We start from the raw sequence: 22,366 nt of genomic DNA, 5'->3' as shown, positions 1-22,366 counted from the left end.
GTGAGCCTTAGGCATCCTTTACCTGCGAAAACAGCATCATTCAGGCTACGATGTGCGCACCTACTTATACCCTTTTCAGCAGTAAAAAAAAACAGTCATGAGGTACCACTGCGTGGTGGATACCGGCGAGGGTTGTCAGGCCTGCATGCATTAAAACGTCACACAAGGGTTACTACCTGTATATTCTTCGTTAAAAGATGCGAGAAAAAGGGGCGTTATAAGACCATAAACGCGCAACGTCAGTCAGAATAGGATGCCATTAAAAAACGCTAAGTTAGAACAAAAAAAATCAATCAATAAAAATCCAAAAACCTCACAAAAAAGCCTGATTAAAAAAACCTTTAATGAGAAACATAAAATCAACAACACCATAAAAATAACATTTAACAGTTACACAACAGATATATTTCATGAGAACACAGAAAAAAACTCAATTTAAAAACAGAAAAAAAAACCAAATACTCGCATCGCTGCGACATTAAAAACCATTCAAGGAAATTTAATTTTTAATAGATGACCTCCATACGAAATCCGTATAACATTTATCGCGTTATGAAGTAAAGACCATAACAACGAAGGATTGAATAAACAATCTGCGGCTTCAGTGGTACGTTTATTCTTATAAATCTATCCGGTAAAGGAATATACTAATGAAAAAGATGACAATTCTTGTTTCTGTTGTCGCGGCGATGGCAACCGTCAACGTAGCGAACGCGACAAACTCAACGGCAACCATGAATATTACGGGTAAAATTGTTCCCCCGACGTGTAATATCAGCTTCAATGGTGGAACCTCATCATCACTGAGCATGGGTAAAATCAACCCAGGTCTACTTTCAGAAGATCACTTCAGTGCGCTACCTGAATTGAAAGCCAGCCTGTCGATTAGCTGCCCGGCAGCCACCGGAGTTGGCTTTAAAGCAAGAGATGTCGCAGAAGGTGCGCAAAGCGTTAAAATTACGGGTTTGGATGTGAAAGAGTTGTTTAGCTTTGGCAATACAGAGAGCGGTACCCCTATTGGCGGCTATACTGTCTCAATGGAAAGCGGAACGATTGATGACTCAAGAATCGCCCACTTCCTGAGCTCATTTTCCGGACAGGCCTGGGATGACATGAATTCCGGAGCCGCCCTCGATCCCAGCAGCATCTTTATGTATAGCTGGTCCACCACAACCTTAGTCCCACAGATGGGGCGTCAGCATCAAATTAATCTGAAAATCCAGCCTTTCATTAATGCAACGAAGGAATTAGGTACCAGCGACGCTATCGAACTGAATGGCCAGGCGACCTACGATCTTGTCTACCTGTAATTTCGCCTTTTTTTAATACCAATGCGGGGAACCCACGGGTTCCCTTATTTATTACAACCAGAGGCGCTATGAAATTAAGAATTTACATTAAGACTATCTTTTATTTAATGATTTTCTCCACACCACTTCCTTTAATGGCAATTATGCAGCCTGAATCATCAATGCTATTTATTAAAGAATCGGAAGGCGGCGGAAGCATAAACGTTAATAACCAGGAAGATCGTGAAGCATTGCTCTACGTGAAAATCCTGAATTTACCTGACGATCCTCAGCCAAAACTTTTCGCTACTCAACCAGTTATGCGCGTAGGAGCACATAAAACACAACGTGTACGCTTTATTCTTGTTAGCAAGCAACCTCTGCAGCAAGAACACTTGAAGCGGGTGGTATTTGAAGGAATCAATCCTAAAAAAGAGGGCAATGAGAACACCATCGATTTGAATATCCGCCATAATATCCCGGTCATTATTCATCCTAAGAGCCTACCCATTATTCCCGCCCCGTGGAAAGAGCTTGTCTGGTCATTACAAGGGAACACGTTAACCGTTAACAATCCAGGGAAATACGTCGTCAGGCTGGCACAGAGAATCACGCTATTACCTTCAAAGAATACGGCTCTGCTGGAAAAGGCCTACATCCTGCCGGGACAGTCTTTAAAAGTGCAGGTGAAAACGCCCGAAATCCTGGCCTCAACACAAAAAGTCAGCATTGAAACCCTGTCAAAATATGGTTATGAGACCGGGATGGTAGAAATGGATATCACTCACTAAGAGTGACGAGGAAAGGGATTTTGGCAGCACGAAACGCCCAGGATGGCATGATTAAAAAATCTGGACTTTTGACCAGTACCTTACTCTTTGCGATTGTTTTCAATTACGCCAAACCGGCTGAAGCCAGCAGCCAGAAAGAGGGCGCTGAAGGAAACTGGGACATGGTGGCACTTAAACGTCGCGGAATCATCGCTGAGAACATGGAAAACCTTGATGAATTAACTGCCATACCAAAAGGTATGAATCTGGTTGATATCACTCTGAACGGTAAGTTTATTGGATCGTTTCAGGTTCAGGCTAATGACAGGGGGACGGTATGCTTTACTCCTGAGATGTTTGAATCCCTCGGGTTAATCCCACCCAAAGCGAGTAACGTAGCAGAATGCTACGACTGGATTGGTGAACAGCCCGACGCCAGCCTCGCCTGGCAGCCTGAGACACAGACGCTGAGTATTGTGGTGCCGCCGCATTGGCTACAACAAAACGATCTGACGGCAGAATCCGGTGGCATAGCTGCACACGTTAATTATAACTCTTTCACCAACGTGAATACGTTCAAAAATGGCACTGAGCGCTACAGTTGGTTATCGCTTTACAGCGGCATCAATGTGTCCAACTGGCTACTGCGCAGCCAGCAAAATATTCAGGACGACCATGGAAAAATGACTGCGGCGGTTAACTCAACCTATCTGGAGCATTTTTTCGGCAGCCTGAATCGCATCGTACAGGTAGGTGAGGTGACGGCACAAAACACGCTTTTTTCCATCGGCTTACTGAAAGGCGTGCAGTTATTTCCTGATGGCATGCGCTCGGAACAGGCTGACGCCAGCGGAGTCGAGATTGACGGTATCGCAAACACGCCTCAGGCCCGCGTCGAAGTTCGACAATATGATCGGTTGATTTACAGCACCTTAGTACCTGCCGGGCCGTTTCATCTGACTAATATCCCCGTGCAAAATGTTAATGCAGAACTTCATGTCACGGTGGTTGAAACCCAGGGTGAAACCCACCAGTTTGTTGTTCCCGTTACGCAGCTTGCGTCAGCTTCACAACCGGCACCGCAGGGGTACAGCGTGGCGATGGGGAAACTGAAAAACTATTCTGGCAGCGGCAATGTTCCGGCAATACTGACGATGAACCATAACTGGCGCCTGCTAAGTCGCTGGTCATTACGTTCCGGGGTACTGTTTAGCGACAACTATCAGTCCGTGGCCGCTTCCGTAAGCGGTAGCCCTGAATCAATAACGGGGCAGTCATTCCACCTGCAGGCAATGCTGGTGCAGAATCGCTATCAGCATAATCAAAGCGTCCAGCTGCGTGCTTACAGCAATCACAATCTGGGCAATAATCTGTCACTGACTTTGGGTGTAAAGAAAAATACCGCAGGCTTTTTAACGTTAGTAGAAGCCGCAAGCCGCACCAGAAGCCGTAAGGATAACTATTACAGCAAAGATAATCTGGAAGTAAGCGTGGACCTTGGCTGGACGACAGACTGGCTTGGAACGCTGTCGCTCACCCACAGTCGGTCAACAACGTATTCCGATGAAAGGGCCTGGCGTTATTACATGATCAACTGGAATCGACGTTTCAGCCACGGGCTACTGCTGACAGCCAGTGCCGCTCACGGCAGCGGAGGCACAAGGAAAAATAACAGCGTGAACATTAATTTTAGCTGGCCGCTGGGTGAGAAGCGTTTCCGCCATTACTATCGCAGCTACGATCGGCGACGCCTGCTAGGCAGCAGCGTCAACATGCCGTTGAACAGCCTGAGTGAATTGCAGCTTGCCGTAGAAGAAGAACATAGCGAACGTAACCGATCTGTACAGGCTTCACTTTCCAACGACCTACGCTATACCAACGTGAACTTTAATATGCTTGTGGATAACAAGCATTATCGAAACTACAGCGTTAGCACTAGCGGCAGCGTGGTCGCCCACAAAGGGGGCATCACCTTCAGTAACAATCCCGTCCAGAGCACCTACGGCCTGATCAAACTCAGTAATCCGATTGCAGGTATCCCCGTTAACACTCCGGGGGGAACCACCTGGACAGATTGGCGCGGGATGGCAGTGATCCCCTCACTGGCAGCCTGGCACGATAACACCATTGATATTGATGTCGATCGGCTTCCGAAAAATGCGGATGTCTCTAACGGGCACCGCACCCTTCGCCCCGCATATGGTTCGGTCAAAACCGTTAATGTCGCTATGCTGACAGGCACGCGGTTGTTAATGACGATATCATTAGCCGACGGCCGGCTGTTGCCAAAAGGCAGTACCGTCTGGGACGATCGGAAAATAGTCGCTGAGGCAGTCGATGATGGTGTGGTGTTTATAGAGAATGCAGCAAACGAAGGTCAGTTACATATCAACGTGAGTCACTCGACCGAGCAGTGTGACGTTCAGTACCGGTTGCCGCCCGACGACGACCCGGAGAGCCTGTATCAGCAGCTCGCGCTTGTCTGCAAATAACGCACCACATAGCGTACAAAGTAAAACGCCCGGCAAGGCGAAAACCTTACCGGGCGCGGCTACTCTCCCGCACTCAGGCGGTTAAGTGGCGGAGGAATTACATCATTCCGCCCATACCACCCATACCGCCCATGCCGCCAGCACCGCCTAAATCAGGCGCGTCGCCTTTTGGCAGGTCGGTCACCATGCACTCGGTGGTGATCATCAGGCCAGCAACAGATGCCGCGTACTGCAGAGCAGAACGGGTTACTTTGGTTGGGTCCAGGATACCGAAGTCGATCATGTCGCCGTATTCTTCAGTCTGTGCGTTGTAACCGTAATTACCTTCGCCTGCTTTCACCGCGTTGGTGACAACAGATGGCTCTTCACCGGCGTTGGAAACGATCTGACGCAGTGGAGCTTCCATTGCGCGCAGCGCAACTTTGATACCCACGTTCTGGTCTTCGTTCTGGCCACGCAGTTCCAGCAGCTTAGAAGCCACACGAACCAGCGCCACACCACCACCAGCAACCACGCCTTCTTCAACCGCAGCACGGGTAGCGTGCAGGGCATCTTCAACGCGTGCTTTCTTCTCTTTCATTTCAACTTCAGTTGCTGCGCCCACTTTCAGAACGGCAACGCCGCCTGCCAGTTTCGCTACGCGCTCCTGCAGTTTTTCACGATCGTAGTCTGAAGTGGCTTCTTCGATCTGCTGACGGATCTGAGCAACACGGCCAGAGATCGCCGCTTCGTCACCGGTACCATCGATGATGGTGCTGGTGTCTTTGTTGATCACAACGCGCTTAGCCTGACCCAGATCTTCCAGGGTGGCTTTTTCCAGTTCCATACCGATCTCTTCAGAGATCACGGTACCACCGGTCAGCACAGCGATATCCTGCAGCATCGCTTTACGACGGTCGCCGAAGCCAGGTGCTTTAACCGCAGCCACTTTCACGATGCCGCGCATGGTGTTAACAACCAGCGTTGCCAGCGCTTCGCCTTCAACATCTTCAGCAACGATCAGCAGTGGTTTACCGGCTTTCGCTACAGCTTCCAGTACTGGCAGCAGTTCACGGATGTTAGAGATTTTTTTGTCAGCCAGCAGGATGAATGGAGATTCCAGCTCAACTGCGCCGGTTTCTGGCTTGTTGATGAAGTACGGGGACAGGTAGCCACGGTCGAACTGCATACCTTCAACCACATCCAGCTCGTCCTGCAGGCCGGTGCCTTCTTCAACGGTGATAACGCCTTCTTTGCCCACTTTTTCCATCGCCTGAGCAATCAGTTCGCCCACGGTTTCATCGGAGTTAGCAGAGATGGTACCAACCTGAGCGATAGCTTTAGAGTCGGAGCAAGGTACGGACAGTTTTTTCAGCTCTTCAACGGCTGCAACAACGGCTTTATCGATGCCGCGCTTCAGATCCATTGGGTTCATGCCAGCGGCAACGGCTTTCAGGCCTTCGTTAACGATAGACTGAGCCAGTACGGTCGCAGTGGTGGTACCGTCACCCGCTGCATCGTTAGCTTTAGAAGCCACTTCTTTCACCATCTGAGCACCCATGTTCTCGAACTTGTCTTCCAGTTCGATCTCACGCGCTACAGACACGCCATCTTTGGTGATGGTCGGTGCACCAAAAGATTTATCCAGAACCACGTTACGGCCTTTCGGGCCCAGGGTAACTTTTACTGCATCTGCCAGGATATTCACGCCGCGCAGCATTTTTACGCGAGCGTCATTACCGAATTTTACGTCTTTAGCTGCCATTTTCTAATTTCCCTTAAATTCGTTAGGTTCAGTGAGTTACGCGTAAATTACGCTTCAACAATCGCCAGGATGTCGTTTTCAGAGATGATCAGAACTTCTTCGTTGTCGATCTTCTCGGTTTTTGCGCCGTAGCCTTCGTTGAAAATCACTACGTCGCCAACTTTCACATCCAGCGGCTTCACTTCGCCACTTTCCAGGATACGACCGTTACCTACAGCCAGCACTTCGCCACGGGTGGATTTACCCGCTGCGGAACCGGTCAGCACGATGCCGCCTGCAGATTTAGATTCAACTTCTTTACGCTTAACAATCACACGGTCGTGCAGTGGACGAATTTTCATTGATAGCTCTCCTTTGAGAAGTCCAATCAGTCTTTTGGGATGAATGCCGGGCTTCGCTCGAAGCTGGCCTCGTGACGGAAGAGATAAGGACGGAACAACCCGCTTTCAAGGGCTGGAAATTATTTTTTTTGCTTATGTCGCCGTTCGCGTGCTTTTCAAGCAGTTGACGATAAAAAAAACGGCGCGACCATCAGGTCCACGCCGCCGGAGATGACGATACAACAGGCTTAACGCCGGTCGTCGCGATCGTCATGTTCGATCAGATTATTCTCTTTACGCTCATATTCACCGTCAACGGTAAACCCGCTGCTGCCGTTAGCTCCGCCGCCGCCCCAGACGCGCAGATGCGGCATCAGTTTCAGCGTCAGGTGCTTCTGCACCGGCGGCAGTAGCAGCAGCAACCCCAGGAAGTCAGTGAAAAATCCGGGGATCAGCAGCAGGAAGCCCGCCAGGATCAGCGAAACGCTTTTGACCATTTCGGCAGCCGGGCTTTCACCCGCATTCAGCTTCTGCTGCATTAACATAAAGTTTTTCATCCCCTGGTTTTTGACCAGCGAGATACCGATACAGGAGGTAAAAATCACCAGCAGCATGGTGAGTAAGACCCCAAGGACGTGGGCAACCTGAATAAAGAGTGAAATCTCAATCCAGACCAGCACGAAGATGACTAAGAACGGTAACCAACGCACCGTATTCTCCTCTTTAAGTGGCCACCCCGCTAAAGGCAGAGCGGCAGAAAATGGCGATCCTGAAGACCGATATTATAGAAGATGGGAGCGCCCTACCCCGTTTTCAACCGTAAATGTGGAAATTCATCCATCCGCATCTTTTGCCGGGACGATCACATATTATTGAAGATGTTTGAAATGGCACACGCTTTAAGTGATCTGGATTCAGTCTTTTCACTGGCAACAGAATATGATCGTGCCTGAGCGGTCACGAACGGATAAAATACGGCTCAGGGCGTTTAACGCCACGATAATCCCCGGTGACCTGATTCCGAGCTGGTTATTGTTGCTGACTTACGTTGTACACGGACCGTACGCAGGATCGATTCCGTGCTGACGAAACGTTCAGTACCTGTTGCCAGAGAAGGCAGGCGCTTAAATTGTGTAGATTTCCCGGCAGTTCTAACAAGAAGGTTCTCATGGCTAATAACATTCGTATCGAAGAAGATCTGTTAGGTATACGTGAAGTTCCGGCGGATGCTTACTACGGTGTTCATACTCTGCGTGCGATTGAAAACTTCTACATCAGTAACAGTAAAATCAGCGATATACCTGAATTTGTTCGCGGCATGGTGATGGTGAAAAAAGCCGCCGCGCTGGCAAATAAAGAGCTGCAAACCATCCCACGCAACGTTGCTAATGCGATTGTCAACGCCTGTGATGAAGTGCTGAACAACGGCAAATGCATGGATCAGTTCCCCATTGACGTGTATCAGGGCGGCGCAGGAACCTCGGTGAACATGAACACCAATGAGGTGCTGGCCAATATCGGCCTTGAGCTGATGGGCCACCAGAAAGGTGAATATCAGTACCTCAACCCGAACGATCACGTTAATAAATGCCAGTCCACCAACGACGCCTATCCAACAGGCTTCCGCATTGCGGTGTACAGCTCAATCCTCAAACTGCTTGATGCGATTGCCCAGCTTAGTGAAGGTTTTCAGCGCAAAGCGGTGGAATTCCAGACCATCCTGAAAATGGGCCGTACACAGCTACAGGATGCGGTGCCGATGACCCTCGGCCAGGAATTCCATGCCTTTAACGTGCTGCTGAATGAAGAGATTAAAAGCATTCTGCGCACCGCCGAACTGCTGCTGGAAGTGAACCTGGGCGCAACGGCGATCGGCACCCGACTGAATACGCCGGACGGCTATCAGCAGCTGGCGGTGCAAAAACTGGCCGAGGTCAGCGGGCTGCCGTGCGTACCGGCTGAAGATCTGATTGAAGCAACCTCTGACTGCGGTGCCTACGTGATGGTCCACAGCTCGCTGAAGCGCCTGGCCGTGAAGCTGTCGAAAATCTGTAACGACCTGCGCCTGCTCTCTTCCGGTCCGCGTGCCGGCCTGAATGAAATCAACCTGCCGGAGCTGCAGGCGGGTTCTTCCATCATGCCAGCCAAAGTTAACCCGGTGGTGCCGGAAGTAGTCAATCAGGTCTGCTTCAAGGTGATCGGCAACGATATTACCGTCACCATGGCGTCCGAAGCGGGTCAGCTGCAGCTGAACGTGATGGAGCCGGTGATTGGCCAGGCGCTGTTTGAATCGGTGCATATCCTGACCAACGCCTGCTACAACCTGCTGGAAAAATGCGTCGACGGCATCACCGCCAACAAAGCGGTATGCGAAGCCTACGTGTTTAACTCCATCGGGATCGTCACCTACCTCAACCCGTATATCGGCCACCATAACGGCGATATCGTCGGTAAGATCTGTGCCGAAACCGGCAAGAGCGTTCGTGAAGTGGTGCTGGAGCGCGGTCTGCTGACCGAAAGCGAGCTGGATGACATTTTCTCTACCCAGAACCTGATGTTCCCGGTTTACAAAGCAAAACGCTACACCGATGAAAACTAACAATAAGCGATTTACCCGATAGCCCTTTTAAGGCACGTCAGTTCAGCGAACGACGTGCCTTTTTACTTTCCACGGTCTACAAATCATTAACAACTTATTATCAGTAATTTAAGGAGCACATAGATGTTGCTACCCGAGCTTGTCGTTGTCCTGCTGGCTATCTACCTGGGTTCCCGGCTGGGCGGGATCGGTATTGGTTTTGCCGGGGGTTTAGGCGTGCTGGTACTCACCCTGGGGTTCCAGATAAAACCCGGTGCCATCCCCTTTGACGTGATTGAAATTATTATGGGGGTGATTGCCGCCATTGCCGCCATGCAGATCGCCGGCGGGATGGATTACCTCGTCAATCTGGCCGAGCGCCTGCTGCGTAAGCACCCGCGCTACATCACCTTTCTGGCTCCGCTGGTCACCTACGGCATGACGCTGCTGGCGGGTACCGGCCACACGGCGTTTTCCACCCTGCCGGTGATTGCCGAGGTGGCGAAAGAGCAGGGCGTGCGCCCTTCCCGCCCGCTTTCGATTGCCGTAGTCGCCTCGCAAATTGCGATTACCGCTTCTCCTATTTCCGCCGCCGTGGTGTTTCTGGCCGCGCTGCTGGAGCCGAAAGGCGTTAGCTATCTCGGGCTGCTGGCGGTGGCGATTCCCTCAACGATGGCGGCTATTTTTGTCGCGGCGCTGGTGACCAACTTCCTCGGTAAGGAGCTGAAAGACGATCCGGTTTACCAGGCACGACTGGCGAAGGGCGAAGTCACGCTGCGCGGTGCCAGTAAGTTTGAAGAAAAGCCCGGCGCGAAGCTCTCCGTCCTGCTGTTTTTAGTCGGCATCGTGGCGGTGGTGTTCTACGCCACGGCCATTAGCGACGCCGTTGGCCTGATCCAGAATCCGGTCCTGCCGCGCAACGAAGCAATCGTGGTGTTTATGCTGACCGTCGCCACACTGATCTGCCTGACCTGCAAGGTGGACACCGGTGAAATCCTTAGCGCCAGCACCTTCAAATCCGGCATGAGCGCCTGCGTCTGCGTGATGGGCGTTGCCTGGCTGGGGGATACGTTTGTTAAAGCACACATCGGCGAGATCCAGAGCGTTGCCGGTGAGCTGCTGGACAGCTATCCGTGGATGCTGGCTATCGTGCTGTTTTTCGCCTCCACGCTGCTCTACTCCCAGGCGGCCACCACCAAGGCGCTGATGCCTGCCGCCCTGATGCTCGGCGTATCGCCGGTCACGGCAGTCGCCTCCTTCGCTGCGGTGTCCGCGCTGTTCGTGCTGCCGACCTACCCAACCCTGCTTGCTGCCGTTGAGATGGACGATACCGGCTCCACGCGCATTGGCCGCTTCGTCTTCAACCACTCCTTCCTGATCCCCGGGACCCTGGCGATTATGCTCTCCGTGGCGTTTGGCTTCCTGATTGGGCATTTAGTGCTGTAGCCAGGCCAGCAGCGGGCCGCACGCCATCGTCTGCGGCCCGCTATCACGCTCTCAACTTCATCCTGAAAAGCCATCCCCGACTTGCCATGCTATTATCTGCGCTTGCCGTACAAGGAATAGCCGACAGCACCGCTTTCCGGTCTGTCTCAGCCCCAAATGGAGAGAGCCAACGCCCGTTATGATCCCACGACTTTTGACTTCTTTTTTACTGCTGCTGTGTACCCTGTTCAGCGTTAGTGCCAGTGCATCGCTTTTCGGCCAGGGCAGTAACAGCCAGTTTGTGCCGGTTAATCAGGCTTTTGCTTTTGACTTCAGCCAGCAGGAAAACCAGCTTACTCTCCGCTGGCAGATCAAACCCGGCTACTACCTCTATCGTCAGCAGATGCATATCAGCGTGCAAAACGCCACGCTGGCGCAGTGGGAACTGCCTGCCGGCAAACCGCATGAGGATGAGTTCTACGGTAAAACCGAAATCTACCCGGAAAACCTGACGCTGCCGTTCACCATCCAGCAGGCGAGCAGCGGAGCGCAGCTCACCGTTACCTATCAGGGCTGCGCCGCCGTTGGATTCTGCTATCCACCGGAAACCCGCAGCGTGCCGCTTAGCGCTGTCTTCGGGCAGGAACCCGCGTCCGCGCCGGGCGCATCAGTCACAGCGCCACCAGTGGAAGACTCACCTGCCGTAGCCAACAACCCGCCGCCTGCTGAAGCTTCACCTGCCGCAGCCAGTAACTCGTCCGCTATTGAAGCGTCGCCGGTTGCAGCCGATAACCAGTCAGCGGTCGCCGTCAGCAACGCGCCACCTGCCGCAACGCCTGCGGAAGAATCATCCTCGCTGCCGTTCTCACCGCTGTGGGCGTTGCTGATTGGCATCGGCGTGGCCTTTACGCCCTGCGTACTGCCGATGTACCCGCTGATTTCCGGCATCATTCTCGGCGGCAATCGTAAATTCAGTCTGTGCCGCCTGTTTATGCTGGCGATGATTTACGTTCAGGGCATGGCGCTGACCTATACGGTGATGGGTATTGTCGTTGCCGCCGCCGGGCTGCGTTTCCAGGCGGCGCTTCAGGCCCCGGCCGTGCTTATTGGCCTGTCTGTGCTGTTTATCGTGCTCGCTCTGTCGATGTTCGGCCTGTTCACACTACAGCTGCCTTCCACTCTGCAAACCCGGCTGACTCTGTGGAGCAATCGCCAGCAGGGCGGATCGCTACCCGGCGTGTTCCTGATGGGCGCGCTGGCCGGGCTAATCTGTTCCCCCTGCACCACCGCGCCGCTGAGCGCGATCCTGCTGTATATCGCCCAGAGCGGCAATATGCTGGCGGGAGCCGGTACGCTCTACCTTTATGCGCTGGGCATGGGCCTGCCGCTGATCGCCATTACGCTGTTTGGCAACCGCCTGCTGCCGAAGAGTGGCCCGTGGATGCAAACGGTTAAAGAAGGCTTCGGCTTCGTGATCCTTGCCCTGCCGGTGTTCCTGCTGGAGCGGGTCATCGGCGATGTCTGGGGGCTGCGTCTGTGGAGCCTGCTCGGTGTCGCTTTCTTTGGCTGGGCGTTTATCAGCAGCCTGAAAAGCAGCCGGGGCTGGCTGCGCGTACTCCAGGTGATCCTGCTGGCGGCGATGCTGATTGCCGCACGTCCGTTGCAGGACTGGGCGTTCGGCACTCAGGCAGCCAGTACTGAGGCCGCACACCTTAACTTCCAACGCATCAGCAGCGCGGCACAGCTCGACCAGAAGCTTCAGGCCAGCCGTGGCAAAATCACGATGCTGGACCTGTACGCAGACTGGTGCGTGGCATGCAAAGAGTTTGAGAAATATACCTTTAGCGATACGCAGGTGCAGTCAGCCCTCGGTAAAGTGCAGCTGCTGCAGGCCGATGTGACCCGCAACAGCAGCACGGACAGCGCGCTGTTGCAGCATTTGCAGGTGCTGGGGCTACCCACCATCCTGTTTTTCGATGCCAATGGTCACGAGATCCCTGGCTCACGCGTCACCGGCTTTATGAAAGCGGATGATTTCCGCCAGCATTTGCAGAAAGTGACACCATAAACAACACTAAAGCCTTATTGCGCATCCGTTGCGATGCCAGACCGGAACAGAAAAGGAGAGCCAATTGCAGCGTGAACAGGTACTCGAGCATGCCCTGAATATCCTCGAGAAATACGGATTGGCGGCAACAACCTCTCTTACCATGCTGGTTGGAGAGCTGGATTGCTCCGAAGAAGAGATTAAACGCTTCTGGCCCGATCGCGAAGCGTTGCTGTATGACGCCCTGCGCTATCACGGCGAGCAGATTGATATCTGGCGGCGCAAGCTGCTGCTGGATGATGAGCTCAGCGCCGGTCAAAAGCTGCTGGCGCGCTATCAGGTGCTGGCCGATGCGGTGAATAACCAGCGCTATCCCGGCTGCCTGTTTATTGCCGCCTGTAGCTTCTATCCGCAGGCCGACCATCCGATCCACCAGCTTGCCGAACAGCAAAAGAAAGCCTCCTGGCAGTACACCCACGAGCTGCTCGATACGCTGGGAGCGGAGAACTCCACGCTGGTCGCCCATCAGATGGAATTAATTCTGGAAGGCTGCCTGTCGCGCCTGCTGGTGAAACGTCAGGTGCAGGACGTTGAAACCGCCCGCAGACTGGCCGAAGATGTTCTCGCCATTGCAATGTGCCGTAAGAACGGTGCGCTTTCCTGAGCAGCTTTTGCACCATCAGAGCAAAAAGCAGGCAGTCAGCGGGGATTTAGGTATTTTTTATGACAAAGCCGTTGACGCCGAACGGCCATTACGGTTTAATGCGCCCCGTTGCCCGAATAGCTCAGTCGGTAGAGCAGGGGATTGAAAATCCCCGTGTCCCTGGTTCGATTCCGGGTTCGGGCACCAAATTTAAAGCATACTGGTTAGAAGTTAGTTTTCTAACGGGTGTCTGAATGAAGGTGGTGTTCAAAGCAACGGTGAGTGCATTTGCATCATCGAAGGTTGAATGTTTTAAACCTTCAAGAAAGGGTATCAGTTTACGCTGATGCCTTTTTTTTCGTTGGTGAAAAATAATTACCCCTGACCTCATCACGTGGTAACCATGAGTAAACTAATTCCCTCATCTCTGGTTGCTTTAAAAAAGGCCTCGCCGTGTGAGGGCTGCAAATATCTGCCGGAACGGCGGCACTCCAGTCTCGTTACAATTTCACCCACTAACAGGGGTTTATGGGTTCAATTGTCTGAAATTAGGGGAAAGGCTAAATATCTTCAGCCTTTGGCGCTTATCTCACCTTTTTGAAGATAATCAGGATAAGAGGTACACCTATTACGAAACCGTAAATCGCCGCATCAAAAACGGCATTTGTAGCTTGAGCAAGTGAATCAACAGCTTGGTAATACTCATTCAATGGAACAGGGTTTGAGACAAGGTTCTGGTTTTCTGAGAAGACCTCGAATGCTTGTGAGGCGATAAACAGACCGAGGAAGTAGCCTAAGCTAACAATGCAAATCCCTCCCCATCGGAGAATGGTTTTAGTTCTACTCGTCAATGTCATAAGAACCACCTAATACACCACCAAACGTACCACTGGAATATTGTGATAATGAATCACCGGTAGCGGCGGCTTCGGCAGCAATATGCTGAATTTTACCTTTTGGTGACTCTTGATATCGCAGTAAATTGTCCTTGTTGGGGTATATTTTTTTAAACTCTTCCGTCATTTCAATTACTGTCATTGATGAGAAGTCAGAGCTTTTTGACCCAAGATAACGCTGCAACGAGACAGGGATCGTGAAATCCTCTTCAGATTCGATAGGAATCTGCGTCGTGATGGACGTGTAGTTATGCTCGAATACTTTTGAACCAGCAAACTTGATCCCTTCAACAGAGTGAGTGGTACAGTTATTTCCCGTTACGTCGTACTCATCGATAGTGCGACCTCTTCGCTGAGTTGTTTCTTTCATCTCCGATGTTCGAATTGCTGGCTTACCTTTGTTCCAAAGATCTTCAAAGAACTGTCTCGTTTTCATCGGGTCAGCGTCATCTATTCGAAATACTCTTGCGCCCATACGGTACAGTTCCGCTCTATAGTAAACCCTCGCATCTTCACCTTGCAGAAAGTTTAAAATCCCATCACCCGTTAAATTACCTGGACCTGTTCTGCCGTAGCGACCATAAGTATAGAGATAAATAGAATTACCCTGATGAACGGATACGAAAGCGTGTCCTGCGTCGCTGGTTTCAGTCCAAATGTAAACACCGTTCAATAACGGGTTATGTTCTGGCTTACAGATGTCAGCAAAATTATTCATTTCAGGATTTGCAATTGGACCGGGGAGTACGGGAAATTCAAACGAGTGAAATTGAGCCATATTGTTTTTCGCTGGCTCTCTAGAAAATTCGTAAGTATCAAAGATGGAAGGAATAAAACGTGATTTGCAAGGACAAGAGCTACGGCTGTGCAATGTCCCGGCAATCCTTTTTCCATGTATGTCGTCGTTTTCAAGACCTCCCACAATGCGAAATCTACCGGCATGTTTACCACAGGTAACTTGATGGCCTTCGCAGGCCATGTCTCTATCAAAGTGTTGGTGATCGGGACATCCTTCAATAATTCGACCACCGCAAACGGTTTTATCCCCCCTGAATAAGTAGTGACCAATAGCCATTCATCTTCATCCTTATGTTATTTGTAAACCCATACAGAAAGTGTAGGCTTTTGGCTGTGGTGAGTAAATGCACAAACGTAATGAACTCAGGGTATGAGCACGGTTAAGTTGAGTGTCGCTTAGTTTTCACTGTTAAGGCGGTACACGCACTTGTGATTAACGTGAAGGCCTTCGCGGCGCAGTAACTGCCAGATGCAGCGATAGCCAAAACGCCTGCGCTCACGTGCCAGCTCAAGGATGCGCACTGATAAATGCGCATCAGCTGCCGGACACTGAGAATCATAGCTGCAGGTCGACAGGGACAAACCTGTAAGCCTGCAGGCACAATGTTGCGACAGACCGGTCGCATCGCACATAAACTCGACGGCTTCCCGCTTCTGGTCTGTCGTCAGTACTTTCGCTCCGGAGCCACCTGAAGTCCCTCCCTATCCAGCATGGCTTCGGCAAGCAGCTTCTTGAGTCTGGCATTTTCTTCCTGAAGCTACTTCAGGTGTTTAACCTCGGGAACCTCCATACCGCCATACTTCTTATGCAAGGTGTAGAAGGTGGCGTCGGATTTGGCGTGCTTACGGCAGTGCTCACGGGTAGAAACCCCGGCTTCAGCCTTGCGGAGGATACTGATGATCTGTTCGTCGGAAAAATGCTTCTTCATGGGGATGCCCTCATGTGGCTTATGAAGACATTACTAACATCAGGGTGTATTAATCAACGGGGAGCAGGTCAAGATGACTCAGCGGCACGATCAACACGTTGAAGACCTAAGAGTGTAAGTATCCCCAGCACCCGAAAAAAACCGGCCCTGTTGGCGGAAGTCAGTGGTGATTTTCACGGTCTGAAGGGGAAAATCAGCAGCGCCGACGGGCTACGTCGTCGGCGCTGTAGACTATTTTCGCGCTTCGCGCAGATCGAAGCGCACCGGAAGGCTGATGCTGATCTCGGCCATGCCGACGACCATCTCCGGCGGTGGCGGCGGCACCGGCGATGCGCGCAGCGGTAGCTCAGTGGTTTCCCGATCCAGCGAGCTGACGCCGCTCGAGCGCAACAGCTTCACCGCCAGCACCCTGCCCTGGCGATCGAGGGTAATGCTAATCTGCGCCACGCCCTGCCGCTGCTGGCGCAGCGCGATCGCCGGGTAGCGCTTGTAGCGGCTGAGATGCGCCAGCAGTTCGCCGCTCCACGCCGAAGCGTTGCGGCTGGGCTGGGCAGCGGCCTGGCTACGCGGGGCGGCAACGGTTTTGCCCGCCATCGGCGGCGGCGCGCTGGTATCCGGCGCGGCCGCTGCGAGGGAAGGCGGGTTCGGCGGTGCCTTTTCCACCGGACGCTTCGGGGGTTTCTGCTTCTCCACCGGGGTTTTGTCAGGCTGTGCGGCGGCGGTTGTGCGGTGAATCAGGGCGTCGGGTGCCTCCGTCAACTGCGGCGCGGCCTGCCGGGTTGGCTCAGCCTGCGCGGCGATCGCCTGCACCTGGCGCACGCCGGTCGGCCTTTTCTCGCTGTTCGGCACCGATTCGGCCTGCTCGGCAACCGCCAGCAGCAGCATCGGCTGAGCGGCAGGCAGCGGCGGCGGCGGGGCCGCACGGTAGCTCAACCACAGCAGCAGCGTGCCGTGCAGCGCCAGGGTAAGCAGCCCGGCCGCGGCCCGACGGCGCTGCCGCTGCGGTGCGGGAAGCGGGCTGGAGGGAAGGACGGAGTGAGCGATCATAAGCAGCAGTACCCGGATTGGCCGTAAAAGGTGCCCGATATGCCTGAAAACAATCGGGGGATTACCCTGAGGTCACCCGAACGGAGAGAAACGGGCAGAACTGCGATGAATTATGGGGTTATTTATCTTAAATTGTCTTCACTGTAGTTTTATATTCTACTTCGAATATTAACATCACTCTTTTTAAGCGTATTCGTCTGTTAATAGTCGACTATGAGATGCTGATGAAGTATTTCGATAGCGAGCTGACCTGAACCGGCAGCGTGCCTGGCAGCGAGGCAATAATCCGATCGGTGTCAGCGAGCGGGAAGGCACCCGACAGCCGCAGGCCTGCGACCTGCTGACCGCAGCGGATTACGCCGCGACGGTAGCGCGCCAGCTCGGCGAGAAAGTCATCCAGTCGCATATTGTCGGCGTACAGCATTCCCTGCTGCCAGCCGGGTTCCCCGCTGACCCTGCCCACCTCGTGGAAACCGCTGAGATTCAACCGACCGCCGTAGCCCGCGTTGAGGGTGGTGCGCTGGCCATCCAGAGGCATGACGCTGAGCTGGCCGTGATAGACCGCAAGCTCGCTATAGTCGTCATGCAGCCGCAGGCTGAACCGGCTGTTGTGCGACTGCACGCTGCCCTGCGGCAGCGACAGCTGCAGCGGCATGCCGTTGCGCGGCGAGGCGACCAGCATTTCGCCCTGCAGCAGGCTGAGCTGCGGCAGGCTGACGTTCACCGCGGTCTGCGTGTTCAGCAGCAGATCGGTGCCGTCGCTCAGCGTGACCCGCTGCTGCTCGCCGATCGCCGTGCGGTAGTCGGCCTGCCACGATCGCCAGGGCAGCCCCCCTGCGCCGACCGCGCCGATCAGACCAACGCCGGCAGCGCAGCGCAGCAGCCGACGCCGCTGCGGGTTAGCGACCGTCGACAGGCTGCGGTGCGCCGCTTCGCCGTTCAGCTGCGAGAACTGCGAAGAGAAGCGGCTGATATGCTGCCAGGCCCGCACGTTTTCCGGGCTGGCCGCCAGCCAGCGCTGCCAGCCGTCCTTATCCTCGCCGCTCGCCTCTTCCGACATCAGCTGCGTCAGCCACGCCACTGCCTCGCGTGCGCTCTGCGGGTCAATCTCTTCGGCCATCGCGCCCCCCTCCGCCGTTATCACGCAGAGAGCGCAAAGAAGCAGTGCAGGTTGGCACGCTGTAGGTACTGTTTCACCGAGCTGGTTGAGACGCGCAGGCGTTCTGCAATGTCGCTGTAGCGCATGCCCTGTAGGTGCGCCAGCAGGAACGCTTCGCGCACGTGCGGCGGCAGCCCGTCCAGCGCCCGGTCAAGCTGCTCCAGCATTTCAATCGCCTGCTGACGCACTTCCGGCGAGGGGATCGCCTCTTCCGGCAGCTCGGCGAGCGCCTGCAGGTAGTGTTCTTCAATTTTTTTACGGCGGTAGAAGTTGGCGACCAGGCGGCGTGCCACCGTCGCCAGGAACGGGCGCGGCTCGCGGATCGTTAACAGCTGCGGGCTGAGCAGGATGCCCATAAAGGTATCCTGTGCCAGATCTTCCGCATGGGACGCGCAGCTGACCCTGTTGCGCAGCCAGCTGCACAGCCAGCTGTGATGCTCAAGGTAGAGCTGTTCGGCAAAACCGTGGGACGCTGCGCTCTGTTTCCTCGCCATGCAAAACACCCGATAGTAATGATAGTGAAAATAACAATCATTATTATTTAGATAATGTAAATGGCGTGTCAAGTTATTGCTGAATTTTAACGCGTTTTACCGCGTTGTGCGGCCACACGTGCGGTGCGGGGGCCACTGCGGCCCCCGCTGGGAGGAAGGATTAGAAACGCTGGCTGACGCTGAACTTGAAGTTGCGCCCGACGCCGGAAACCGATTCGCCGAGGTACGGATAGTAGTTGTGGTTCAGCAGGTTATCGACGGTGACCCGCGCCTCAAGACCGCGCCAGAAGTTTGGCTCCCACGAAGCGAACAGGCCGTACAGCGCATAGCCGGAGGTTTTCGGCAACGCCCACACCGCCGCCTGAGGATCGCCATCCACCGGCGAGCGGTCCTGCTTACGTACGAAGTCGCCGGTTACGCCGAAGGCCAGATTGGCACGCGGCACTTTCAGGCCGAGCATCGCGTGTGCGGTCGTCGGCGGGATTTCGGCGATCCATGTTTCATTACCCCACGGGTCGCGCGGTGAGCCGTCGCGCTTACCGCGAATCGATGACAGCGACAGGCTGCCGAACACGCTTTCGCTGTCGTAGAACGACTCAACCTCGAACCCTTCAATGGTGTAGCCCGGCAGGTTGCGGTAGTTGGAGAGCGGCTGGCCGCAGCTGCCCTCTTCGCACAGCACGCCGCGGCGGTAGAAGATCTCGTTCTTTCCACGGTTACGGAACAGGGTGGTGCGGATCTGCAAGCTGTCCTTGTCCAGCAGCAGGTCGTTGAAGTCAAGCACCGCGCCCAGCCGGATGCCGGTAATGCGCTCCACCTGCAGATTGCGGCTGGTGCCCGGCACGCTGGAAGCGGCGGACTGCACTTCATACTGCTCGTCGATCACCGGCGCGCGCCAGGTGCGGCTGACGTCGGCAAACAGCGAGACGTTACGCGTCGCCTTCCAGATGGTGCCGAGGTGCGGCGACCAGCCGGTGTAGGTCACGCTGCTGTAGTCGTGGCCGGCCAGCGGATCGCTGTCGTTATAGCGCGGCGCAAGGTTCGGCCGCCCGGTGTTGGTGACATGGTCGTAGCGCAGGCCAGGGGTGATCGTCAGGTCGCCGTAGCTCACCGCATCCTGTAGATAGACGCTACGCGTCTCCTGTTTACCCGCTGGCATATAGTAAGGCTGGAAGTAACCATAGTTGTAGCTGGCGTTGGTCGCGCCGGACGGATAGTACATCAGCGTATCGCGGTCGTGCTTATGCAGCTGCGTGCCGATCAGCAGCTTGTGCTCCAGCGGCCCGCTGCTGAACTCGCTCACGTTGCTGACGTCCAGCTGGCGGTCGGTATAGCTGACCCAGCTCTCGTTGCCCAGCGTGCCGAGATAGCTGGACTGCGAGGCGGAGTCAGGCCGCCGGTCATGCTGCTCGGTTTTCGAATAGGCCAGCGCCACGGTCAGATTGACCAGCGGCTGTGACTCCGGGGCAAGGTTCCACTTCGCCGAGTAGTTGCTGTCCTTCTGGTCGCGGTAGACCAGAATGCGGCGCCAGGCCTCCTCATAGCCGTAGCGGTCGATGTTCGCCTGGCTCGGTGCGGCGATATCGTCGCGTTTGGCGGCAAACGGCTGCCAGCCGTCGGATTCAGAACGCATCGCCGAGAGGGTCAGGGTCTGCGAATCGGTCAGATAGAGGTTAGTTTTCAGCAGGTAGGAGGTCTGGTCGTTCTCAGAATAGGCGAAGCGCGTGCCGTCCGGGCGCTTGATGTTACCGCCGTCGCGGCGGCTGGCGTACAGCAGGCCGTCGGCAAATCCCTCCTCGCTGCGGCCGTACAGCGCGCCGCTGTAAATGCCCTGGCGATCGTTGGTGTGGTAGCTGTATTTCAGCATACCGCCGAGATCTTCTCCCGGACGCAGCATATCACCGGCGTCTTTGGTTTCCATCGTGATGGTGCCGCCGAAGCCGCCGTTGGCGTTCTGAATATTATGCGGGCCCTTGTCGACGCTCACGCGCTTCAGCAGCTCCGGCTCAATAAAGACCGAACCCTGGCGATACTTTTCGAAGCCCTTCGGCGCGCCGTCCAGTACCACCTTAACGTCTTCCATGTCGCCCATGCCCCAGATATTCAGGCTCTGCCCACCCGGACGAGGCGAACCGGCCATCGACACACCCGGCAGCTTGTCGAGCAGGCTGGCAACGTTGTCGGCCTGGATGCGGTCGATATCCTGCTGGTCAAGCGTGGAGCGCCCGGCGGCGGTACTGTCGGACAGCCCGGCGACCACCGACAGCTCTGGAATGGCGAGAGCCTGTTCCGCCGCGCTGTCGACCAGCCGGTAGCCGCTGTCGGTCTGTTCAGCGCGCAGGCCGCTCCCTGCCAACAGGATGTCCAGCGCCTGCTCAACACCGTAGCTGCCGCGCACGCCGGCGCTGCTTTTCCCGCGGGTCTGCTCCGGGGTGAAAATCAGGATGACGCCCGCCTGGCCAGCGGCGCTGCGCAGCGCCCCCGCCAGATCCCCGGCAGGAACCGAGAAGGTCTGCGCTGCGGGCTGCTGCAGCGTAGCGGACTGTGCCAGCGCGCCAGCGGGCACGACGGCGGTGGCGGCCAGCAGGCCGGTGATGGCGATAGCAAGGCGACTACGGGCAGAGGCGGCCCCCGCGCGCGTCGGGCGGACTGTATTTTTTATGGTCATTAAGCGGTTCCCTGAAGGTATTGAATCGAAAGCTCATCAAAGAGGTCACGCGAGGAAAGAAATCGGGCAGAAAAAAAAGAAAATTAGTCGGGGAACGGGCTGCGCTATCTATCCTCTTTCATTCTGAGGAGAGAGATATGCCAAAAAGAGAATCACAATGCATAAAAATCGGAACCTGTAATTTAAATCGATAAACTCCCTGTCAAATCCCCCAGCGTCACCATCAACATCATTGGGTCTATTGGTGAAGGCTCAAATCCTACTCTCAGGTAAAATGTACGCGCTTCATCAGACAGCGCATGTACCATCATTCCTCTGATGCCGATCGTATCTGCTACCTGAATGACCCTTAGCCCGGCATCGCGCACCAGCGCCCTGCCAACCCCCTGGCCGTGTAATGATTTATCCACCGCCAAACGGCCCAGCACAACGACGGGGATGGGATCGGGCATATTACGGCGAAATCGTCCGGGAGCGGCATTCGTCATTACGGCACTGGAGGCCAATGAATAATACGCCAGCACGTTTAAACCATCACAGCTGACGAAAGTACGTGATGCGCCAGTGACCTGATTTTTCATCGCCCGCTGTTTTAGCCAGTTATCCATGGACTCCACGCCACAACAAAATGCAGACAGCAGATGTTCGGCGTGGAGCGGCTCGGGTGCAGATATCATTCTTTCTTTTCCCACGGGGCAAGGGTTTGCATCGTTTTTCGCAGTGCGTCATTCGCAGCAGGAGCCTGATCCAATCGGGTAAGAAAAGCCTGATAAGCGTCTGGATCTGCCATGATGATCCGCCGATCGATTAACGCTTCCTCCGCGGCGGCACGAGCAGCCTCAAGAACAAAATCGGTGCGATTTTTTCCCTTGGCTTTTGCCGCACGATCGATGAGATCCCGCTCGGCGGGCTTGATGCGCAAATTCAATGTTTCGCGTTTGACAGAAGCACTGTTCGTTACGGGCATAATGTTATCTCCGCCATACTTACTGGACATTAATCATACAGCAATCGTAACGCAGATGTCATTACGAGCTATCGTAACCACAGGCAGCAGGATGCTCCTC

At 54.4% G+C, this 22,366-nt stretch carries 18 protein-coding genes, 1 tRNA gene and 1 pseudogene; 8 read left to right on the top strand and 12 right to left on the bottom strand.

The window, feature by feature from the left end; translation table 11 throughout:
• Positions 1–650 precede the first annotated feature (650 nt).
• From IBT46_RS01265 to IBT46_RS01255, 3 genes are all read left to right on the top strand, one after another.
• Positions 651–1,310, top strand: a complete 660-nt coding sequence (locus IBT46_RS01265) for a hypothetical protein (protein WP_200543327.1) — start codon at positions 651–653, stop codon at positions 1,308–1,310.
• A 68-nt stretch (positions 1,311–1,378) separates the two neighbouring features.
• Entirely contained in the window at positions 1,379–2,080 is a 702-nt protein-coding gene (locus IBT46_RS01260; RefSeq protein WP_200543325.1) for a fimbria/pilus chaperone family protein, read from the top strand.
• 47 nt (positions 2,081–2,127) lie between these two features.
• Positions 2,128–4,551 carry a fimbria/pilus outer membrane usher protein gene (locus IBT46_RS01255; RefSeq protein WP_200543323.1) on the top strand — a complete coding sequence of 808 codons (2,424 nt, stop codon included), beginning with the start codon at positions 2,128–2,130 and terminating at the stop codon, positions 4,549–4,551.
• Positions 4,552–4,648: 97 nt separating this feature from the next.
• Here IBT46_RS01255 and groL read toward each other — a convergent pair whose 3' ends face one another.
• From groL to IBT46_RS01240, 3 genes are all read right to left on the bottom strand, one after another.
• Positions 4,649–6,295, bottom strand: a complete 1,647-nt coding sequence (groL, locus tag IBT46_RS01250; RefSeq protein WP_105592112.1) for a chaperonin GroEL — start codon at positions 6,293–6,295, stop codon at positions 4,649–4,651.
• 47 nt (positions 6,296–6,342) lie between these two features.
• Positions 6,343–6,636, bottom strand: coding sequence for a co-chaperone GroES (locus IBT46_RS01245; RefSeq protein WP_105592113.1), 294 nt, complete (start codon positions 6,634–6,636; stop codon positions 6,343–6,345).
• Between the two features lie 227 nt (positions 6,637–6,863).
• On the bottom strand, positions 6,864–7,325 hold the full coding sequence (locus tag IBT46_RS01240) for an FxsA family protein (protein ID WP_105592114.1): 462 nt from the start codon (positions 7,323–7,325) through the stop codon (positions 6,864–6,866).
• Positions 7,326–7,783: 458 nt separating this feature from the next.
• Here IBT46_RS01240 and aspA point away from each other — a divergent pair, with 458 nt between their 5' ends.
• The 5 genes from aspA (at position 7,784) to IBT46_RS01215 (ending at position 13,515) form a co-directional block, all read left to right on the top strand.
• Positions 7,784–9,214, top strand: coding sequence for an aspartate ammonia-lyase (gene aspA, locus IBT46_RS01235; protein WP_200543314.1), 1,431 nt, complete (start codon positions 7,784–7,786; stop codon positions 9,212–9,214).
• A gap of 123 nt (positions 9,215–9,337) precedes the next feature.
• On the top strand, positions 9,338–10,639 hold the full coding sequence (locus IBT46_RS01230) for an anaerobic C4-dicarboxylate transporter (protein ID WP_200543312.1): 1,302 nt from the start codon (positions 9,338–9,340) through the stop codon (positions 10,637–10,639).
• A gap of 178 nt (positions 10,640–10,817) precedes the next feature.
• Positions 10,818–12,686, top strand: coding sequence for a protein-disulfide reductase DsbD (locus tag IBT46_RS01225; protein WP_234479892.1), 1,869 nt, complete (start codon positions 10,818–10,820; stop codon positions 12,684–12,686).
• Between the two features lie 64 nt (positions 12,687–12,750).
• On the top strand, positions 12,751–13,329 hold the full coding sequence (locus IBT46_RS01220; RefSeq protein WP_105592118.1) for a transcriptional regulator: 579 nt from the start codon (positions 12,751–12,753) through the stop codon (positions 13,327–13,329).
• 110 nt (positions 13,330–13,439) lie between these two features.
• Positions 13,440–13,515 (top strand) — tRNA-Phe (locus IBT46_RS01215).
• A 377-nt stretch (positions 13,516–13,892) separates the two neighbouring features.
• Here IBT46_RS01215 and IBT46_RS01210 read toward each other — a convergent pair.
• The 9 genes and pseudogenes from IBT46_RS01210 to IBT46_RS01170 form a co-directional block, all read right to left on the bottom strand.
• A complete protein-coding gene (locus tag IBT46_RS01210; RefSeq protein WP_200543308.1) occupies positions 13,893–14,165 on the bottom strand; it encodes a hypothetical protein in 273 nt (90 codons plus the stop codon).
• The gene (locus IBT46_RS01205; RefSeq protein WP_200543306.1) at positions 14,149–15,279 is read right to left on the bottom strand and encodes a PAAR domain-containing protein; all 1,131 of its coding nucleotides are present in this window, start codon (positions 15,277–15,279) and stop codon (positions 14,149–14,151) included. The genes IBT46_RS01210 and IBT46_RS01205 overlap by 17 nt, the downstream gene beginning before the upstream one ends.
• 134 nt (positions 15,280–15,413) lie before the next feature.
• Positions 15,414–15,931, bottom strand: a pseudogene (locus IBT46_RS01200) (transposase); the annotation flags it as partial.
• A 231-nt stretch (positions 15,932–16,162) separates the two neighbouring features.
• Positions 16,163–16,978 (bottom strand): TonB family protein, encoded by an 816-nt coding sequence (locus tag IBT46_RS01195; RefSeq protein WP_200543304.1) that lies wholly within the window; start codon positions 16,976–16,978, stop codon positions 16,163–16,165.
• A 211-nt stretch (positions 16,979–17,189) separates the two neighbouring features.
• Positions 17,190–18,098 (bottom strand): DUF4880 domain-containing protein, encoded by a 909-nt coding sequence (locus IBT46_RS01190; protein ID WP_200543302.1) that lies wholly within the window; start codon positions 18,096–18,098, stop codon positions 17,190–17,192.
• A 20-nt stretch (positions 18,099–18,118) separates the two neighbouring features.
• Positions 18,119–18,631, bottom strand: coding sequence for a sigma-70 family RNA polymerase sigma factor (locus IBT46_RS01185; RefSeq protein WP_105592123.1), 513 nt, complete (start codon positions 18,629–18,631; stop codon positions 18,119–18,121).
• 160 nt (positions 18,632–18,791) lie between these two features.
• Positions 18,792–21,299 carry a TonB-dependent receptor gene (locus IBT46_RS01180; protein WP_200543300.1) on the bottom strand — a complete coding sequence of 836 codons (2,508 nt, stop codon included), beginning with the start codon at positions 21,297–21,299 and terminating at the stop codon, positions 18,792–18,794.
• A 182-nt stretch (positions 21,300–21,481) separates the two neighbouring features.
• A complete protein-coding gene (locus IBT46_RS01175; protein ID WP_200543298.1) occupies positions 21,482–21,976 on the bottom strand; it encodes a GNAT family N-acetyltransferase in 495 nt (164 codons plus the stop codon).
• Positions 21,973–22,266: a DUF1778 domain-containing protein gene (locus IBT46_RS01170; RefSeq protein ID WP_200543296.1), complete on the bottom strand. Its 294-nt coding sequence runs from the start codon at positions 22,264–22,266 to the stop codon at positions 21,973–21,975. Before IBT46_RS01170 ends, IBT46_RS01175 begins: the two co-directional genes overlap by 4 nt.
• Between the last annotated feature and the right edge of the window lie 100 nt (positions 22,267–22,366).

The sequence above is a fragment of the Erwinia sp. S38 genome, from assembly GCF_016624545.1.
Taxonomy (GTDB): Bacteria; Pseudomonadota; Gammaproteobacteria; order Enterobacterales; family Enterobacteriaceae; genus Erwinia; species Erwinia coffeiphila.
The sequence above is the reverse complement of the archived record's forward strand: the minus strand, read 5'-3'. Positions and strand labels throughout refer to the sequence as shown.

Bases quoted from the DNA above. Each gene is read 5' to 3' on its own strand.
- IBT46_RS01175 (WP_200543298.1), bottom strand. From the start codon at position 21,976: ATGATATCTGCACCCGAGCCGCTCCACGCCGAACATCTGCTGTCTGCA.
- IBT46_RS01230 (WP_200543312.1), top strand. From the start codon at position 9,338: ATGTTGCTACCCGAGCTTGTCGTTGTCCTGCTGGCTATCTACCTGGGT.
- IBT46_RS01180 (WP_200543300.1), bottom strand. From the start codon at position 21,299: ATGACCATAAAAAATACAGTCCGCCCGACGCGCGCGGGGGCCGCCTCT.
- IBT46_RS01225 (WP_234479892.1), top strand. From the start codon at position 10,818: ATGATCCCACGACTTTTGACTTCTTTTTTACTGCTGCTGTGTACCCTG.
- IBT46_RS01260 (WP_200543325.1), top strand. From the start codon at position 1,379: ATGAAATTAAGAATTTACATTAAGACTATCTTTTATTTAATGATTTTC.
- IBT46_RS01210 (WP_200543308.1), bottom strand. From the start codon at position 14,165: ATGACATTGACGAGTAGAACTAAAACCATTCTCCGATGGGGAGGGATT.
- IBT46_RS01195 (WP_200543304.1), bottom strand. From the start codon at position 16,978: ATGATCGCTCACTCCGTCCTTCCCTCCAGCCCGCTTCCCGCACCGCAG.
- groL (WP_105592112.1), bottom strand. From the start codon at position 6,295: ATGGCAGCTAAAGACGTAAAATTCGGTAATGACGCTCGCGTAAAAATG.
- IBT46_RS01265 (WP_200543327.1), top strand. From the start codon at position 651: ATGAAAAAGATGACAATTCTTGTTTCTGTTGTCGCGGCGATGGCAACC.
- IBT46_RS01245 (WP_105592113.1), bottom strand. From the start codon at position 6,636: ATGAAAATTCGTCCACTGCACGACCGTGTGATTGTTAAGCGTAAAGAA.
- IBT46_RS01170 (WP_200543296.1), bottom strand. From the start codon at position 22,266: ATGCCCGTAACGAACAGTGCTTCTGTCAAACGCGAAACATTGAATTTG.
- IBT46_RS01255 (WP_200543323.1), top strand. From the start codon at position 2,128: ATGATTAAAAAATCTGGACTTTTGACCAGTACCTTACTCTTTGCGATT.
- IBT46_RS01185 (WP_105592123.1), bottom strand. From the start codon at position 18,631: ATGGCGAGGAAACAGAGCGCAGCGTCCCACGGTTTTGCCGAACAGCTC.
- aspA (WP_200543314.1), top strand. From the start codon at position 7,784: ATGGCTAATAACATTCGTATCGAAGAAGATCTGTTAGGTATACGTGAA.
- IBT46_RS01190 (WP_200543302.1), bottom strand. From the start codon at position 18,098: ATGGCCGAAGAGATTGACCCGCAGAGCGCACGCGAGGCAGTGGCGTGG.
- IBT46_RS01205 (WP_200543306.1), bottom strand. From the start codon at position 15,279: ATGGCTATTGGTCACTACTTATTCAGGGGGGATAAAACCGTTTGCGGT.